Consider the following 16,330-nt stretch of genomic DNA (forward strand, 5'->3'; position numbering starts at 1 on the left):
CCTTCCTCCTCATTCCCCTCCCTCCTCATTCCCCTCCCACCCCATTGCCTCCCATCTCGTTGCCGCCCCTCGGGTTCGACCCCCGTACCCGAGCGACCCCCTCCGAGCCATCCCCGAGCCACCCCACCCCTTGCGCGAGCCACCCCACCCCTTGCCCGAGCCACCCCACCCCGCCCCGACCGTGCACCGAGAGCGGAGCCGACGTATGACACCCACCCTCCCCCCGAACCCGCCGCCCCCGAACTCGGCCGAGCGCCCCGCCGGCCCGATCCCCGCGCTTGTGAAACCCGGCACGGCCTACGCCGACGCCTGGCGGCGCTGTCTCGCCGCCGCGCCCGAGGCCTTCCGGGAGGACCGGATCCTCAATCTCTGGGGCGCGGACTGGCGGCCCGACGGACGGACGCTCCCGGCGACCACCCCGGTCGACGGCACCCCGATCGCCGGAGCCCCGCGGCTCGACGAAGCCACCGCCCGGCGGGCCGTACGAGCGGCCCTCGACCAGCACCGCGCCTGGCGGCACATCCCGCTGCCCGAACGACGGGCGCGGACAGCCGCCACCCTGGACGCGCTCACCGCACACCGTGAGCTGCTCGCCCTGCTGCTCGTCTGGGAGATCGGCAAGCCCTGGCGGCTCGCCCTCGCGGACGTCGACCGGGCGATCGACGGCGCGCGCTGGTACGCCGACGGCATCGAGCCCATGCTCGCCGACCGGACCCCGCTGGACGGACCCGTGTCCAACATCGCCAGCTGGAACTATCCGATGAGCGTGCTCGTGCACGCCGCCCTGGTGCAGGCCCTGGCCGGCAACGCCGTGATCGCCAAGACCCCGACCGACGGCGGTGTCGCATGCCTCACCCTGGCCATGGCGCTGGCCGCCCGCGAGGGAGTGCCGGTCACCCTGGTCGGCGGCAGCGGCCGCGAGCTGAACGAGGCACTCGTGCGGGCGCCGGAGATCGGCTGCGTGTCCTTCGTCGGCGGCCGCGACACCGGAGCCGACGTCGCCACGGCGGTCGCCGGCCTCGGCAAACCGCACATCCTGGAACAGGAGGGCCTGAACACCTGGGGCATCTGGGACTTCTCCGGCTGGGAGCGGCTCACCGCCGTGATCCCCAAGCTCTTCGACTACGGGAAACAGCGCTGCACCGCTTACCCGCGTTTCGTCGTGCAGCGCTCCCTGTTCGACGCGTTCCTGGCCGCGTACCTCCCCGCGGTCCGCTCGGTCCGCGTCGGCCACCCCCTGGCGGTCGCGGACCCGGCCGACCCACTCCCCGAGCTGGACTTCGGCCCGCTGATCAACGCGGCCAAGGCCAAGGAACTCACCGACCAGGTGGCCGAGGCCGTCGACCGGGGCGCCGTACCCCTGTACCGGGGCCGCCCCGACGAAACGCGGTTCCTGCCCGGCCAGGACACCTCCGCCTACGTCCACCCGGTGACCCTCCTCAACCCGCCGCCGTCCTCCCCGCTGCACCATGCGGAGCCCTTCGGCCCGGTCGACACGATCGTCCTGGTCGACACCGAGGCCGAGCTACTGGCCGCCATGAACGCGTCCAACGGCGCGCTGGTCGCCACCCTCGCCACGGACGACCGGGCCACCTACGACCGGCTCGCCCCGCAGATCCGCGCCTTCAAGACCGGGCACTCCGTCCCACGCTCCCGGGGCGACCGCGACGAACTGTTCGGCGGTTTCGGCGCCTCCTGGCGGGGTGCTTTCGTCGGCGGCGATCTTCTGGTGCGAGCCGTCACCCGGGGCCCGGCGGACGAGCGGCTGCCGGGGAACTTCCCGGAGTACCACCTCATGCCGTGACCCTCACACGACGTACACGGAATCATGCATTCCGTACACGCCCGCCGACCAGGCGGCCCGGCTCGCCCCGGGCCGCCCCCACGGGACGGATACGCAGGTGAAACGCACTCCGAAACCTTGGTATTGTTGTCCCTGTCGCCGCGGGGAACACCCCCGGCAAGGCGGCAGACACCTAGTCCGGGTGGCGGAATGGCAGACGCGCTAGCTTGAGGTGCTAGTGCCCTTTATCGGGCGTGGGGGTTCAAGTCCCCCCTCGGACACAACGATTGACGATACGGTGACGAGGGCCTCGACCTTACGGTCGCGGTCTTCGTTGCGTGTTCGTAGCTGATAGTGATGCCTAGGGCTTCGTAGAGCGGACCTTTCTTCTCGACGGCGGCAGTCTGGATACGCCGTGCAAGATCTCCAAGACTCTCAGTGATTCCCCGGATCTGTTGCGCGTCGAGCGGGGATTGCTTCTTCCGGGTGACGGCGGGTTTCGCGTTGAGCTTGTTCTGCGCCGTGTCCTTGTCCCGCTGGGCCTCGTTGATCCACTGGGTGACGACGGCCGGGTCGGCTCCGGCGTCGAGGGCTGCCTGGTAGCGGACGAGGCGCCGCTCGCACTCCTTGATCGCCTGGCGTGCTTGGGTCTGTTCGGGGGTCTGGGGCTCTGCGGTGCTCGCTGCGGTGCTCGCGTGGGTGAGGGCTTCGATGGTGGCGGAGAGCCGGTCCGGGGCGAAGGCCCGGGCGATCCACTGATCCAGGGCCTGGCAGACGATGTCTTCGCGCAGGTAGACGGTGCGTGGGTGGGTGAGGTCGGGGTAGAGGGCGGCTTCTTCCTCTTTGAACTCGCAGCGGTAGTAGACGCGGCTGCGGATGGTGGCGGGCTGCATCTTGCGCCCGCACGGGCTGCACCGGACCCGGCCGCGCAGAGCGTAGGGGCGCGCGCCCCGCTTGCCGGCGCGCTCCTGACGGCCCTGGTTGCGGGCGCGCTGTGTGCGCACGGTGCGGGCGGCATCGAAGAGATCGGTGCTGATGATCGCTTCGTGGGCGGGTTCGATGGAGGGGATCCACTCCTCGACGGGATTGTGGGTCATGTGGGTGCGGTGGCCGAGGGTGACGTCGTCGACGTCGAGGAGGCGTTCCTCCTTGCGCTGCTTGTTCCAGACCTCGTGGCCGGTGTAGCGGGGGTTGAGGAGGATGGCGCGCACGGCGCCCTGCTGCCATGCGGTCTTCTTGCGGTGCGGATTGCGGGTGGCGTCGTGGGCGGAGGGGCAGGGAACGCCTTCCCGGGTGAGCAGGGCGGCGATGGCGCTGTAGCTCATGCCCTCCACATACATGGTGAAGATCCGCTGCACGACGGGTGCGGCGGCGGGGCGGGGTCCAGCTCGAGTTTGTGGATGCGCTGGCCGGCGGCGGCCTTGGACGGGTTGGGGTGGGGTCCGGTGTCGGCGATCCGGTAGCCGTAGGGTGGCCGCCCGCCGAGGTAGCGGCCTTGGAGCTGGGCCTGGGAGCTCATGGCCCGGCTCACGCCATGGCGACCTGGTTGACGGAGAGGAGGATCTCGATGGGGCCAGGCTCCTCACGCTAACGCGCGGTGGTCGCCCGTCGTCCTACGATGGGTGAAGATCACATGCGAAGGGAGCGTGAAATGATCTTCATCACGGCCAAGTTCCGGATCAAGCCGGAGTACGCGGAGAGGTGGCCCGAGATCTCCCGTGAGTTCACGGAGGCCACTCGCAGTGAGCCCGGCTGTCTGTGGTTCGACTGGTCGCGCAGCCTCGACGATCCCACCGAGTATGTGCTCGTAGAGGCGTTCCGGGACGGTGACGCCGGTACCGCGCATGTCCAGTCCGACCACTTCAAGTCGGCGCAGCAGACCCTGCCACCCCACCTGGTCGAGACGCCGCGAATCGTCAACGCGGCCCTGGAGCAGGATGACTGGTCCCTGCTCGGGGAAATGGCAGTCAAGGGCTGACGGAGTCGCGGAGGGGCAGGGAAACACGACTGCCGCGTTCTCCCGCGCCGGGACATGTCACTCACCGCCAGCATGTGCGTGCGGTGCCAGGGTCTCGCCCACCGCCTCGCCGGAAGACAGTGGATCCACGTCGCCATCCGGGGTGTCTCGGCCTACCTCTGGCCAAGACACCCGGGTCGCCGGGGCACGAGGCCGGCCGGCGGCTGGGTAACCCTGTCCGGGGTACGTTCAGCAGCAGTAGGCAAGTGCTGTTGCCGGGGCCCACGAAATGATCTGATGAAAGTCCCTGCCAAGCGCCGCTCCGGTAACCGCCCGGGTGCCGAGCCTGCGGCAGACCGTGGTGCGCCTGCACCGGGCCGTGTCGACTGCCTCGCGCATGACAACAAAGGACTGCCCCTATGGAATACCGTCATCTTGGCCGCAGTGGTCTGGTCATCAGCGAGATCGCCTACGGGAACTGGCTGACCCATGGCTCGCAGGTGGAGGCGGAGGCGGCGACCGCGTGCGTGCGCGCGGCGCTGGACCTCGGCATCACCACCTTTGACACGGCCGATGTCTATGCGGCAACGCGTGCCGAGTCGGTGCTGGGCGATGCGCTGAAGGGCGAGCGCCGCGAGGGGCTGGAGATCTTCACCAAGGTGTACTGGCCGACCGGGCCGGGTCGCAACGATCGGGGGCTCTCCCGCAAGCACGTCATGGAGTCGATCGAAGGGTCGCTGCGACGCCTGCGGACCGACTACGTGGACCTGTACCAGGCGCACCGGTACGACGTGGCCACGCCGCTGGAGGAGACGATGGAGGCGTTCGCCGACATCGTCCACTCCGGCAAGGCTCACTACATCGGTGTTTCCGAGTGGCCCGCGGAGCAGATCCGGCGTGCTCACGCGCTGGCGCGGGAACTGCACATCCCTCTGGTGTCCAATCAGCCCCAGTACAACGCCTTGTGGCGAGTGATCGAGGGTGAGGTCGTGCCCACCTGCGAGGAACTGGGCATGGGTCAGGTGGTGTTTTCTCCGATCGCGCAGGGTGTGCTGACGGGCAAGTACGAGCCCGGTCGCCGGCCCCCGCAGGGCTCGCGGGCCACCGATGACAAGGGCGGGGCCGACATGATCGCGCGGTGGATGCGCGACGAGGTGCTGGAGGCCGTACAGCGGCTCAAGCCGCTGGCCGCCGAGGCCGGGCTGTCGCTCGCGCAACTGGCCGTGGCCTGGGTGCTGCAGAACTCCAACGTCTCGGCCGCCATCATCGGGGCCTCGCGTCCGGAGCAGGTCGAGGAGAACGCCAAGGCGTCCGGTGTCGTGCTGGAGGCTGACCTCATGGCCCGCATCGAGGAGGTCCTGGAGCCGGTTGCGGTCACCGACCCCAAGCGGGTCCACGACAATGTGCCACAGCGCCGCCCCTGAGGCGTCGACGTCCTTGCGGTGATCGGCAGCCGCGACCTTTCGGGCCTCCAAGCCGGTCTCCGTGAAGCGTCACAACAGCACGCCCCCTGCCTCCTCACAGCGGAATGAGGTGGCCGTGGGAGCAGCACTCCACAACGGCGGCCCCTTTCGACGGCCGGTCCGCTCCCTCCGCACATCCGAATCACACACAGTGGCTGGATCGCATGACTCGTTTTCAGGACCGGGTGGCAATCGTCACGGGCGCAGGAGCTCCGGACGGGATCGGTGCCGCGGTGGCGCGGGGACTTGTCGCGGAGGGCGGCCGGGTCGTGTTGTGCGCGACCTCCGAGCGGATCCACGAGCGGGCCGCGGAATTGGGCGAGGCTGCTGTGGGTATGGTCGCCGACCTGACACTCGAAGGAAGCGCGGATGCCGTGCTGCACGCCGCATTCGAGCGATGGGGTCGGGTCGATGTGCTGGTGAACAATGCGGGCATGACCTCGGTGACCTCGGGCTGGGACGCTGACGGGGACGTCGCCGCCCTGTCACTGGCGGACTGGAACGCGGCCCTGGCCCGCAATCTGACGACGGCCTTCTTGATGTGCCGTGCCGTGGTGCCCGCCATGAGGGCGGCTGGATACGGCCGGATCGTCTCGGTCGGCTCCACCACGGGAACGGTCACGGCGATGCCGGGGCAGGCCACCTACACAGCGGCGAAGGCCGGCCTGGTGGGGCTGTCCCAGGCGCTCGCCCTCGAGGTCGTCAGGGACGGCGTGACGGTGAACATCGTGGCTCCCGGTTATGTGGCGACCGGTTCACAGCTGGAGTTCGAGGCCGCGGCCGCCGCGGCGGGGCCGTTTGGACGCAGCGGCACGGCGGAGGAGATCGCGGCGTGCGTGCTGTTCTTGGCGCATGAATCGGCTTCCTTCGTCACCGGCACGGTCCTGGTGGCGGACGGCGGTCACCATCTCCCGGAGACCTGGCCCGCTTCGTGAAGCAAGACCGAGCAGGGAATCCAGAACATGACCGACGCCGAGGCCAGAGCCATGCGCGCCGAGGACCTCGACTGCCACCGACGCGACCTACGGAACGCGATCACCCGCAGGGACTTCCCTTCCTGGCGCCTCGAAATGCAGATCATGCCCTACGAGGAGGCGGCCGACTACCGCTTCAATCCGTTCGACATCACCAAGGTCTGGCCGCACGACGACTACCCGCCGATCACCGTCGGGTGCTTGGTCCTCGACCGCAACCCCGAGAATTTCTTCGCCCAGATCGTGCAGGCCGGATTCGACGTGGCGAACTTCGTCCCCGGCATCGGGCCGAGCCCGGACCGCATGGTGCTGGGCCGGATGTTCGCCTACGCCGACTCAAGCCGCTATCGCACCGGCCCCAACTACGCGCAGCTTCCCGTCAACCGGCCCGTCAACGAGGTGCACAACTACAACAAGGACGGCCCGATGTGCTACCACCACATCGGAGACCAGCCCGTCTACGCACCCAACAGCTACAGCGGACCCAGAGGCGAGCCGCAGCGCTACCGCGACCCCGGCTGGTTCGTGGAAGCCGGTGAGATCACACGCGCGGCCTACGAGGCGCACAAGGGCGACGACGACTTCATCCAGCCCGGCACGCTCTACCGCGACGTGATGACGCCGACGGACCAGGATCATCTGGTCGAAAACATCGTCTCGCACCTGAGTCAGGAGGTGGAGCGCTTCGTCCAGGAACGAGCGGTCAACGACTACTGGACGAAAGTCGACCCCAACCTCGGCGCCCGGGTCGCCGAAGGTATCGGTCTGGGGTCGCCGCAGCCGGGCCACGGGTAACAATCGCCGAGACCGAACTCCCTCGTCCTCAGCGCAACGAGCACGACAGGTCGTCCTGGGTCCCGAGCCAGGCGCCAGAGTGACGTTCGCATACCTGCCAGCAAACAGCACTGACGCCGCCGATGGCCGTGGCCAAGCGGCGCAACGAACTACGCCTGCCCGGGGTCAGCTCAGGAACTCGGCCAGCGGGAACGAACGGCGACTCCGCGGTGGCCCCAAGGGCGACAACGTCCGCCAGGAGTGGGCCGCCGAGCAGGTTGGCCGGGAGGGCTTCACCATCCTGGAGGCCGTCTGGGCACCTCAGGCTCCAGCGTGGTTACGGGAAGTCCCCGCTGTCCAGGTCCTGCGCCGGGCCTGGGTGGAGCAGTACCGCCGCGACGGCGAGGATGTGCTCTGAGGGGAGGGCAAAGACCTCCCGCCGGGCAGACGCCGGGCTCTCCTCGCCCTATGATCCCGACGCCCGCTATGCGACCGGTGGAGACGAGTGGTACGGGGGAGTTTCTCCGGGCCGGATCGACGCCCTTGTTGGGTGACGACGGCCAGAAGGTGGATCCGTCCAGGCGTCGAAACGACCGCCGGCGCGGCCAGCCGCTCGCGCACCGGGCTCTGCCGGTGCGGCTGTTCGGCCAAGACATCCACGAGCACTTCAGGTAGGGCCGGCCCCAGCAGGCCACCGGGGCCCGGGGCGCTACCCCCGATCCCCGAGGGCTGCCGGAGGCTGGGGGGAGGGAGTAGGTGCGCCCATGCGTTGGGCTGCCATGACTTGTCCGGCCTCCGCGTCGGACGAAGCGACCACCTCGGAGCGACGACTGCCCCGGTCCATGAGGCCGCCCGTGAAGGCGAGGCCGAGACCGGCCATGGCGAGAGCCGCGCCGATCAGGTTGGGCGAGGCCCAGCCCCAGCCCGCCGAGATGACCAGGCCGCCGAGCCAGGCGCCGCCCGCGTTGGCAAGATTGAAGGCGGAGTGGTTGGAGGCCGCCGCCATCGTCGGAGCGTTCTGCGCCTTGGCCATGAGCAGCATCTGGACGGGCGTGGTGATGAGGGAACCCAGCGCGCCGATGAAGGTGATCGTCACCAGCGCGGGCACGGTGCTGTGGACGGTGAAGTAGAACGTCACCAGCGCTGCGGCGAGCAGAGCAAGACCCGCGTACAGCGTCGGCCGCAGAGCGCGGTCCGTGAGTGGGCCCGCAACCAGAGTGCCGAGGGTCATGCCGACGCCGTAGAGCGCGAGGACCAGGGTGGTCGAGGAGTCGGAGATGCCCGTCAGGTGCGTCAGCATGGGCACGAGGTAGCTGTAGACGGCGAAGAAGCCACCGAACCCGACAACGGCCGTGGCCAGGCCGATCGCCACCTGCTTGTTGCCCATCGCCCGCAGCTCGTGCCGGATGCCGGACTGCCGGCCGCGTGGCTGGTGAGGAATGAAGAAGGCCAGCGAGGCAAGGGCGACGAGGCCGATGACGGCGACCGCGTAGTAGGCGGACCGCCAGCCCAGCTGCTGTCCGAGGGCCGTGCCGGCCGGTACACCGACGATGTTGGCAATGGTGAGTCCGAGGAACATCCTCGAGACGGCACGTGCCGCCCGTTCGGGGGCGACCAGCCGGGAGGCGACGACGGCGCCTACGCCGAACAGTGCTCCGTGCGGCAAACCTGCCAGGAAGCGCGCGGCAAAGAGCAGGCCGAAGTCGGGAGCGAGCGCGGACGCGGTGTTGCCGACCACGAACAGCCCGGACAGGAGCAGCAGCAGCCGCTTGTGGGATACGCGCGCCCCGATGCCCGTCAGCACGGGGGCGCCGACGACGACGCCGAGCGCGTAAGCCGAGACGAGGTTGCCGGCGTGCGGCACGGACACGCCGATCCCGTCAGCGATCTGGGGCAGCAGCCCCATCGTGGCGAACTCGGTCGTGCCGACGCCGAACGCGACGACAGCAAGGGCCAGCAGAGCCAGTGGCATGGCGTAGGGGAACCTTTCGAGACAGCGGTCCGGGGACGGATGGAGGAAGGCGTGCCTGGGGTCCTCTCCGGCCCCGTGACCAGCCCTGCGCAACCCCAGAACGAGGCAAGCCCCCTGAGGGCAGCAGCGGGACAAGGCCTCGCATTCCAAGATTGATCAGCACATGTCGGTGACCTCTGTCACGCCCCCTTTTTGCGGGTGACGGGGCACGAGGAGGTATGTCTGAACGCGCATCCGCGCAGTGGCGGCAGCGATGGGACGTGTGACATCGGGGGATGGCGGCTCGTTGGGGAGCAGGCTGAGCCGGTGGTGGCGCGCATGCGTACGGCGGGCGGAGGCCGGTGAGTCCGACGGTGTGTGCCGAGGCCGTCGCGGGAGCGTCGCGGCGAGGGCCGGGGCGGGCCCTGCAGCCCAGCGGGCCGGCGGTGTCAGCGGGCCGCCCATGCTTCCACCGCTGTCGTCACCGGCGCCCCCGTCCGAGCCGACTCCTCGACCGCCATCGCCAGCAGATGGTCCTGGCAGCCCTCGGCCAGCGGATACGGTTCCGGGCCGGCGTCCCGCACCCATGCGCCCGTGCGGCACAGCAGGTCCACTACCGCGAGATCGTCCTCGGACAGGCTCGCGCCCAGATAGTCGTTGCGCCACACCACCCGTCCGTCCAAGGAGATGTGGTGCACCTCGGCGCCTTCCAGGTTGAGATCCGTGCCGGTGCGGCGCCGCATCAGAGGGGACTCCACGGGGCTACGTGGATCGGCCATCCGCACCACGGTGTCGTCCACGATCTCGCCGAGTGAGCCGCGCACCACGACGCGGCGGGCTCGCAGCGGATTCCACCACTGGTTGTCCGTGAAGTCGTACAGGCCCGTGCGGGCCGCGCCGAAGTCGAGGAACGCGAGGGTGGTGACGGCGTCCTTGGGCATCAGGTCGTCCGACCAGCCGCGGGGGGACAGCGGGTCGGCGAGCGGGGCAGTGAAGGCCCGGGCCGTCACCGTCGCGGGCCTGGAACCGACGTCCAGCGTGTGCCGGATCAGCGAGATCGCGTGGTACATGTGTGTCGAGGACACCTGGACCGACGTGACCTCGCCGATCAGGCCCTGCCTCACGAGCGCGATACGAGCGGCGTGGCCCGGCATGAGCGGGTACTGCTCAGCAACTTGGACGAGTGCACCGCCGCCGACGCGTGTCGCGCCCCCGACGGCGCCCCACAACTCCCGCAGCCCGACAACGTCGGGTGCCGGCGGCGTTTCGGCGAGGACCGGTACCTCGCGCTCGACGAGTTCTCTTACGACCTCGGGCGTGACGTCCCACGGCACCGACGCGACCACGAACTCCGGCCCGATGCTGCACAGTTCGCCGACCGTGCCGAAGGCGGGTACCCCCCACGCGGCCTCAACCTGTGCGGCCCGTGCGGCCGAGCGCGTTACCACGCCGGCCACTGTCAGCCGTTCCGGCAGCGCCCGCGCCAGCCGTGCGAGGAACGCAGCGCGCCAGCCACTGCCCACGATGCCGAAACGTACGGGTGCCGCGCTCACGTGTCCGCTCCTTCATACATGGGGCCGGGGAGTCCATCTGCGTGCCGACGTGAGGTGATCGCCTCTGTCGGCTCCGCCGCCCCGTGGAACTCGGCGATCAGTTCCGCTTGCGCCGGGGGCGCCGTGGTGTCGACGAGATCGCGCGCGGCAACGACCATGCGCCCGAGGCAGTGGCCCCGCGGGCCGCCATGGCCCACTCCGCGTCGTCATCCCGACGGGTACGTGCGCATTCCTTGGAGCCCTCGTGCGACGCGGACTCGGTGGCCGAGCCGGCGTCAAGCGCAAGCTGCACCGTGTCACACGCTGTCCAGCTCGGCGATTTCCTCGTCCGTCAGCTTCAGGTCCGCAGACGCTGCCGAGTCGCGGATGGTCTCCGGTCGGCTCGCGCCGGGGATCGGAACGACGGCCGGCGACTTGGCGAGCATCCAGGCCAGACAGACCTGCTGTGGGCTGACCCGGTGAGCCTCGGCAACCCGCGCGAACGGTGCGTAGGCCGAACCGAGTTCGCGCGCACGGGAGATGCCGCCCAGAGGACTCCACGGCAAGAACGCGATGCCGAGCTCGTCACACAGCTGAAGCTCCGGCTCGCTGGAGCGGAAGGCAGGCGAGAACTGGTTCTGGACGGAGACGAGGCGGCCGCCGAGGATCTCGTTGGCCTGCCGGATCTGCTCCGGGTTGGCGTTGGAGATACCGGCCATGCGGATCTTGCCCTCGTCGAGGAGCTCCCGCACCGCACCGACCGACTCCGCGTAGGGAATCCTGGGGTCGGGACGGTGGAACTGGTAGAGCCCGATGGCCTCCACGCCAAGGCGGCGCAGGGAGGCTTCACAGGCCTCCTTGATGTGCTTGGGGGAGCCGTCCAGCGTCCAGCTGCCGTCTCCGGGGCGCAGGTGGCCGCCCTTCGTGGCGACGAGGATCTGCGCACCCAGCGCGTGGCGGGCGAGAGCCTTGGCGATCAGGATTTCGTTGTGACCGACTTCACCGGCGTCCCGGTGATAGGCGTCGGCGGTGTCGATCAGCGTCACACCGGCGTCGAGCGCGGCGTGAACAGTGGCGAGGGAGCGTGCCTCCTCCGGGCGGCCCTCGATCGACATGGGCATGCCGCCCAGGCCGATCGCGCTGACCTCGGTGTCACCGATTCGGCGAGTGTGCATGTGCTCGAGACCTCTTTCGACTTTCAGGCGGAACTGATGCCGGCCAATACCTGAGCTACGGGACTGCGGCGACGTCGGCACAACCCAGGGTCGTTGAGCAGCAGCCAGGGGTCCAATAGAAGAAGGCGAACGCATTCAGCAGCAAATTCTCTGAATGGGGTGACCTTCACAACGCTCACCGATTGCAGCGCGAGCGGGATCGCGCGCAACGGTATGTCACTGGGCGCGTTCCGACTCCAGGAATCTCGCGGCAGTGCAGCCGCGCGCATGGCTGCCCCCGCTGCACCCCATCAGGCGGTGCACCCGGCCGGGGTCTCCCGCACCACGATCGCCGCGCGCTCCGCATCCTCCCGCGAGACGTCGAGGTGGAACGCGAAGCGGAACTGCGGTCCGCCCGTGCACAGCACACCCCTTGCCGCCAGCCGCCCCACCAGGTCCTGCGGCGTGACGCCCGCAATGGCCCGTGCGAACACCATATTGGTGCGTGCCGCGGCGACCTCCAGCCCCGGCACGCCGTCGAGGGCCTCGGCGAACAGGGCGGCGTTCGCGTGGTCCTCGGCCAACCGCTCGACGTGGTGGTCCAGCGCGTACGACGCGGGCGCAGCCAGCACTCCCGCCTGCCGCAAGCCGCCGCCCAGAACCTTCCTCCACCGCCGGGCCTCGCCGACGAATTCCCGCGAACCGAGCAACACCGGAGCCCACCGGTGCTCCCAAGCCCTTGCTGAGCACACCGACACGCTGTCGAAACACTCCGCGATCTTCCGGGCCCCGTGGTACGGATCGCCGCCGCCGGCCACCGCGGCATTGAACAGCCTGGCACCGTCCAGGTGCGTCGCCAGCCCGTGCTTGTGGGCCACAGCCGTGGCTGCCTCCAGATACTCGGGCTCGATCACCGTGCCGCCGAACGTGTTCTCCAGACACAGCAGCCGGGTCCGCGTGAAATGCGGATCGTCCGGCTTGACCGCTGCCTCGATCCGCGTGCGGTCGAGCGTCCTGTCCACCCCGTGCGGCAACGGCTGCGGCTGAATCCCTCCGAGCGCGGCCGCACCGCCGCCCTCATGGGAGTAGAGGTGCGCGTTCCCGCCAGCGATGTACTCGTCACCGCGCCCGCAATCGACACCGGTGAGCAGGCACTGGTTCTGGCGAAGATTGCCGAGGCAGCTGCCGCGGCCGACGACCATGATCGCGTAGCGGTCGTGGCCACGCTCCCGTTCCCGACCCGGCTGATCAGCGAGTACGGCGGCACGGCGACGGCAACCGCCTTCTATGCGGCGGCGATTGCCCTGAGCATCGCCCTCCTCTGCGGGATGTATCTGCGCCTCCTGGCCAGGCCCGCGCCGGCGGCGTCGCATGGTGCGCCCGCGCGGCTGAGGGAGGCGGTCCGCCGCAGCCTCCTGATGGCCCTGGTTTTCGCCGGCTCGCTCCCGGTGGCGTTCTTCTCGCCGACCCTCGCCAAGTGCTGCCGGCTGCTGGCGATCCCGGTTCGGCTGCTGTTCCGCGAGGCGCCCAACAGCGCACGGGACCGGCCGAGGAAAGTGCCGGTCAGGAGGGGGAGTCGGCCGGGGCGAGCGGCGATGAGTCGACGGGGCAGGCGGACGCTTTTGGAGCCGGCGGCGCCGCCGAACGCGGTGGGACCGCGCTCGGTGAGATCCGGGCCGCACCGGGCGACGAGCGACGGCACCGGTCACCGGTCGCCGAAGAATTCCCGCCCGACCTGGCCGGCCGCCGGACTCGCAGCGCTGCGAGGCCTCACCCCCCGTATGCCGGTGACGGCAACACCCTCACGGAACGGCCCCTCGGCCATCAGGAAGGCGGGCAGGCCTCGAGCAGGGTGTCGGCCATCGCCACCGCCGCGGGAGATATGGGGAGTTGCGCCGTGGTGGCCAGTGACAGCGTCCACGTGATGGTGGGACTGATCGGAACGGCGCGGAGGTCCGTGTAGTGGCCGGCCGGCGTGGCGGGCATCAGGCTGATGCCGAGCCCGTTGCGGACGAGACCGGCGGCGGTGTCGTAGTCGGCCACCTCGTAGGGGGCGTCCGGGGCGATGCCTGCGGCGGCGAAGGCATCGTCGGTCTCTAGGCGGATACCCCAGCCTGCGGCGAAGCGCACGACCGTTTCCTCGGCAAGGTCCGCCACGTGGATCTGGCTGCGGTCGCCGAGCCGGTGGTCGGGTCGGCAGAGCAGCACCATGGGGTCGCGGGCGACCGGTCGAAGGGTGACCTGCCTCGATGCCGTGGTGGCCGCGACCAGGGCGAGGTCGAGTGAACCGTCCACGACGGCGGCGAGGTGCGCGGCTGTGCCGGTGACGCCCTGGTGCAGCCGAATCGACACCAGAGGATAGCGGGTGTGGAAGCGGCCCAGCGCAGCGGGCAGGTCGAGGGGCCCGGAGGACATCAGGATCCCGAGGTCGACGCTGCCGCCGAGCTGCTCCCGGTACGGGGCGACCGAATTCCTCGCGCGCCGGGCTGCGGCCAGGGTGCTGCGGGCCTCGGCGAGGAACGCGGCACCGGCGGGGGTCAGCGTGATCCGGTGCCCGGCCCGGTCGAGAAGCTGCATATCGAGCTCGCGTTCAAGCTTGGCGATGGCCGTCGACACTGCCGACTGCACGACATGGGCCCGCTCGGCACCCCGAGAGAAGCTGCGTTCCTCGGCGACGGCGACAAAGTACTCCAGCTGACGTAGCTCCATTCTCTCAATATCTCACATCGAGATGTTGACCATCTAAAGGTTTCGCTAGACGAGATGAAGCCTCCCGTCTGATGCTTTTCGGCAAGGACGCGGACAGAAAGGAGTCGAGCGATGTCCATCGATCTGACCGAGGAAACGATCACAGACGCCGTTCAGCAGACCTTTGAGGGGTGCACGAACGAGCGCATGCGCGAGGTCTTCGTGACGCTCGTCCAGCATCTGCACGACTTCGCCCGCGAGGTCCGACTCACCAGTGAGGAATGGTTCACCGCGGTCGACTTCCTGGAGCGGGTCGGCCGCATCTCCACTCCGACCCGGCAGGAGTTCGTGCTGCTCTCGGACATCCTGGGGCTCAGCGTCCTGGTCGACCAGATCAACCACGGCAACGGCTCTGCCACCGACTCCACCCTGCTCGGCCCCTTCTATGTGGAAGGCCGGCCACGCGCGGAGAACGGCGCCGACATCTCCGGCGGTGTCGCAGGCATGCCGTTGTTCTTCAGCGGCACGGTGGTGGACCCGGACGGGCGGCCGGTGGTCGGCGCGGACGTGGACACCTGGCACAGCGACAGTGAGGGTTTCTACGACGTGCAGCAGGCGGACAAGCTGCACGGCGAGCCCGCCATGCGGGCGCTACTGGACACGGACGACGACGGACGTTTCTGGTACCGCTCGATCGTGCCGCGGTACTACCCGGTCCCGACCGACGGACCCTGCGGCGAGATCCTCCGCGCCGCCGGGCGCTCACCGATGCGGCCGGAGCACATCCATTTCTGGCTCCACGCCGAAGGCTACGAACCGCTGGTCACCATGCTGTTCCGCGGCGACGACCCGTATCTGGAGCGGGACGCTGTCTTCGGCGCCAAGCGCTCGCTGGTCGCCGACTTCGTCCAGCACGAGGCCGGCGAGACCGCGCCGCACGGCACCGTGATGCCCGAGCCCTTCCAGACCGTCGAGTGGACCTTCACCCTCGCCCCGGCTCGAGGGTGACCACACCGCACCGGACGTACCACCCGCTGATCATCAGCCCAGAAAGGACACCTGCGTGCGCGCGCTACGCTTCGACCAGTTCGGAGGCCCCGACGTCCTGCGGGTCGCCGAACTGCCTGATCCCCTGGCCACCGACGGCACGGCCGTGGTCGCCGTCCGGGCAGCCTCGGTCAACCCCTCCGACCTGAAGAACGTCGCCGGCATCATGGAGGGCACGGTGCTGCCCCGCGTGCCCGGCCGCGACTTCGCCGGCATCGTCGTCGACGGTCCACCGCAGTGGCGCGGCGTGGAGGTGTGGGGCACCGGCGGCGACGTTGGCTTCACCCTGGACGGCTCGCACGCGGAGTACATCCGTGTGCCGGTCACCGCACTCGCCCGCAAGCCGGCAGCACTGAGCTTCGAGGAGGCCTCGGCGGTCGGCGTCAACTTCGTGATCGGCTGGCTCGGTGCCGTCGAGATCGCGCACCTGAGCCGGGGTGAGACCGTCGTCGTCTTCGGCATTTCCGGCGGGGTGGGCGGCGCCGTCGCCCAGATCGCGCGGACCCGCGGGGCCCGGGTGCTCGGCGTCGACCGGGTTCCCCCCGCCGACGGCACTCCGGCAGCGGAGATCATCGACGCGTTCGTTCCCTTCACCCCCGACGCGGACGCCGTGGCCGACACCCTGCTTGCGCACACCGGCGGCCGGGGAGCCGAGGTCGTCTACGACGCAGTCGGCGGCGTCACCACCGCCGCGGCCCTCGCCTCGCTGGCCCAGCGGGGCAGACTGGTGGTCATCAGCGCGGTCGGAACACCCACGGTGGAGATCAACCTGCCGGACTTCTACCACCGCGAGGCCCGGATGCTGGGTGCGGACAGCCGCAAGCTCGACGTTACGGAGTCGGCCGAGCGTCTGGCCGTTCTCACCCCCTACTTCGAGCGCGGCGAGTTCCGGCCACTGCCGGTCGCGCACCAGTTCGGCCTCGATGAGGGACACAAGGCCTACACGGCGGTGGCGGAACAGGTTTCCGGCCGCGTCGTCATCGTTCCCTGAGGCCGCCCACGACCAC

Annotated in this window: 13 protein-coding genes, 1 tRNA gene and 1 pseudogene; 9 read left to right on the forward strand and 6 right to left on the reverse strand. The window is 69.7% G+C overall.

From position 1 onward, the window contains the following. Window positions 1-205: 205 nt before the first annotated feature. Both LMU33_RS14725 and LMU33_RS14730 read left to right on the forward strand, forming a co-directional pair. Window positions 206-1,804, forward strand: a complete 1,599-nt coding sequence (locus LMU33_RS14725) for an aldehyde dehydrogenase family protein (protein ID WP_228620811.1) — start codon at window positions 206-208, stop codon at window positions 1,802-1,804. Between the two features lie 175 nt (window positions 1,805-1,979). Beyond that, window positions 1,980-2,064: transfer RNA gene (locus LMU33_RS14730), tRNA-Leu, on the forward strand. Here the strand turns inward: LMU33_RS14730 and LMU33_RS14735 are convergent. Next, window positions 2,029-3,369: a recombinase family protein gene (locus LMU33_RS14735; protein ID WP_228620812.1), complete on the reverse strand. Its 1,341-nt coding sequence runs from the start codon at window positions 3,367-3,369 to the stop codon at window positions 2,029-2,031. The genes LMU33_RS14730 and LMU33_RS14735 overlap by 36 nt on opposite strands. Before the next feature lie 65 nt (window positions 3,370-3,434). On the opposite strand from LMU33_RS14735, the gene LMU33_RS14740 reads away from it, so the two are divergent. The 5 genes and pseudogenes from LMU33_RS14740 (at window position 3,435) to LMU33_RS41670 (ending at window position 6,972) form a co-directional block, all read left to right on the forward strand. Continuing rightward, entirely contained in the window at window positions 3,435-3,761 is a 327-nt protein-coding gene (locus tag LMU33_RS14740) for a putative quinol monooxygenase (protein ID WP_228620813.1), read from the forward strand. A 398-nt stretch (window positions 3,762-4,159) separates the two neighbouring features. After that, entirely contained in the window at window positions 4,160-5,164 is a 1,005-nt protein-coding gene (locus LMU33_RS14745; protein ID WP_228620814.1) for an aldo/keto reductase family protein, read from the forward strand. Window positions 5,165-5,367: 203 nt separating this feature from the next. Next, the gene (locus tag LMU33_RS14750) at window positions 5,368-6,138 is read left to right on the forward strand and encodes an SDR family NAD(P)-dependent oxidoreductase (RefSeq protein ID WP_228620815.1); all 771 of its coding nucleotides are present in this window, start codon (window positions 5,368-5,370) and stop codon (window positions 6,136-6,138) included. Between the two features lie 15 nt (window positions 6,139-6,153). Continuing rightward, a pseudogene (locus LMU33_RS41665) lies at window positions 6,154-6,645 on the forward strand (catalase); the annotation flags it as partial. A 57-nt stretch (window positions 6,646-6,702) separates the two neighbouring features. Beyond that, the gene (locus LMU33_RS41670) at window positions 6,703-6,972 is read left to right on the forward strand and encodes a catalase-related domain-containing protein (RefSeq protein WP_308280784.1); all 270 of its coding nucleotides are present in this window, start codon (window positions 6,703-6,705) and stop codon (window positions 6,970-6,972) included. A 688-nt stretch (window positions 6,973-7,660) separates the two neighbouring features. Here the strand turns inward: LMU33_RS41670 and LMU33_RS14760 are convergent. The 5 genes from LMU33_RS14760 to LMU33_RS14780 all read right to left on the reverse strand — a co-directional run bounded on the left by LMU33_RS14760 (window position 7,661) and on the right by LMU33_RS14780 (window position 14,297). Further along, window positions 7,661-8,923, reverse strand: a complete 1,263-nt coding sequence (locus tag LMU33_RS14760) for an MFS transporter (RefSeq protein WP_228620816.1) — start codon at window positions 8,921-8,923, stop codon at window positions 7,661-7,663. Between the two features lie 428 nt (window positions 8,924-9,351). After that, entirely contained in the window at window positions 9,352-10,455 is a 1,104-nt protein-coding gene (locus LMU33_RS14765; protein WP_228620817.1) for a Gfo/Idh/MocA family oxidoreductase, read from the reverse strand. Window positions 10,456-10,751: 296 nt separating this feature from the next. Beyond that, window positions 10,752-11,609, reverse strand: coding sequence for an aldo/keto reductase (locus tag LMU33_RS14770; protein WP_228620818.1), 858 nt, complete (start codon window positions 11,607-11,609; stop codon window positions 10,752-10,754). 290 nt (window positions 11,610-11,899) lie between these two features. Continuing rightward, window positions 11,900-12,790 (reverse strand): GntG family PLP-dependent aldolase, encoded by an 891-nt coding sequence (locus LMU33_RS14775; RefSeq protein WP_228620819.1) that lies wholly within the window; start codon window positions 12,788-12,790, stop codon window positions 11,900-11,902. Between the two features lie 622 nt (window positions 12,791-13,412). Then, a complete protein-coding gene (locus LMU33_RS14780; RefSeq protein ID WP_228620820.1) occupies window positions 13,413-14,297 on the reverse strand; it encodes a LysR family transcriptional regulator in 885 nt (294 codons plus the stop codon). Between the two features lie 111 nt (window positions 14,298-14,408). On the opposite strand from LMU33_RS14780, the gene LMU33_RS14785 reads away from it, so the two are divergent. Then, on the forward strand, window positions 14,409-15,284 hold the full coding sequence (locus LMU33_RS14785; protein ID WP_228620821.1) for a dioxygenase family protein: 876 nt from the start codon (window positions 14,409-14,411) through the stop codon (window positions 15,282-15,284). 55 nt (window positions 15,285-15,339) lie between these two features. Further along, window positions 15,340-16,314, forward strand: a complete 975-nt coding sequence (locus LMU33_RS14790) for a quinone oxidoreductase family protein (RefSeq protein ID WP_228620822.1) — start codon at window positions 15,340-15,342, stop codon at window positions 16,312-16,314. The last annotated feature ends 16 nt before the right edge of the window (window positions 16,315-16,330 follow it).

Origin of the sequence: Streptomyces barringtoniae, from assembly GCF_020819595.1 — a bacterium.
Lineage (GTDB): Bacteria > Actinomycetota > Actinomycetes > Streptomycetales > Streptomycetaceae > Streptomyces > Streptomyces barringtoniae.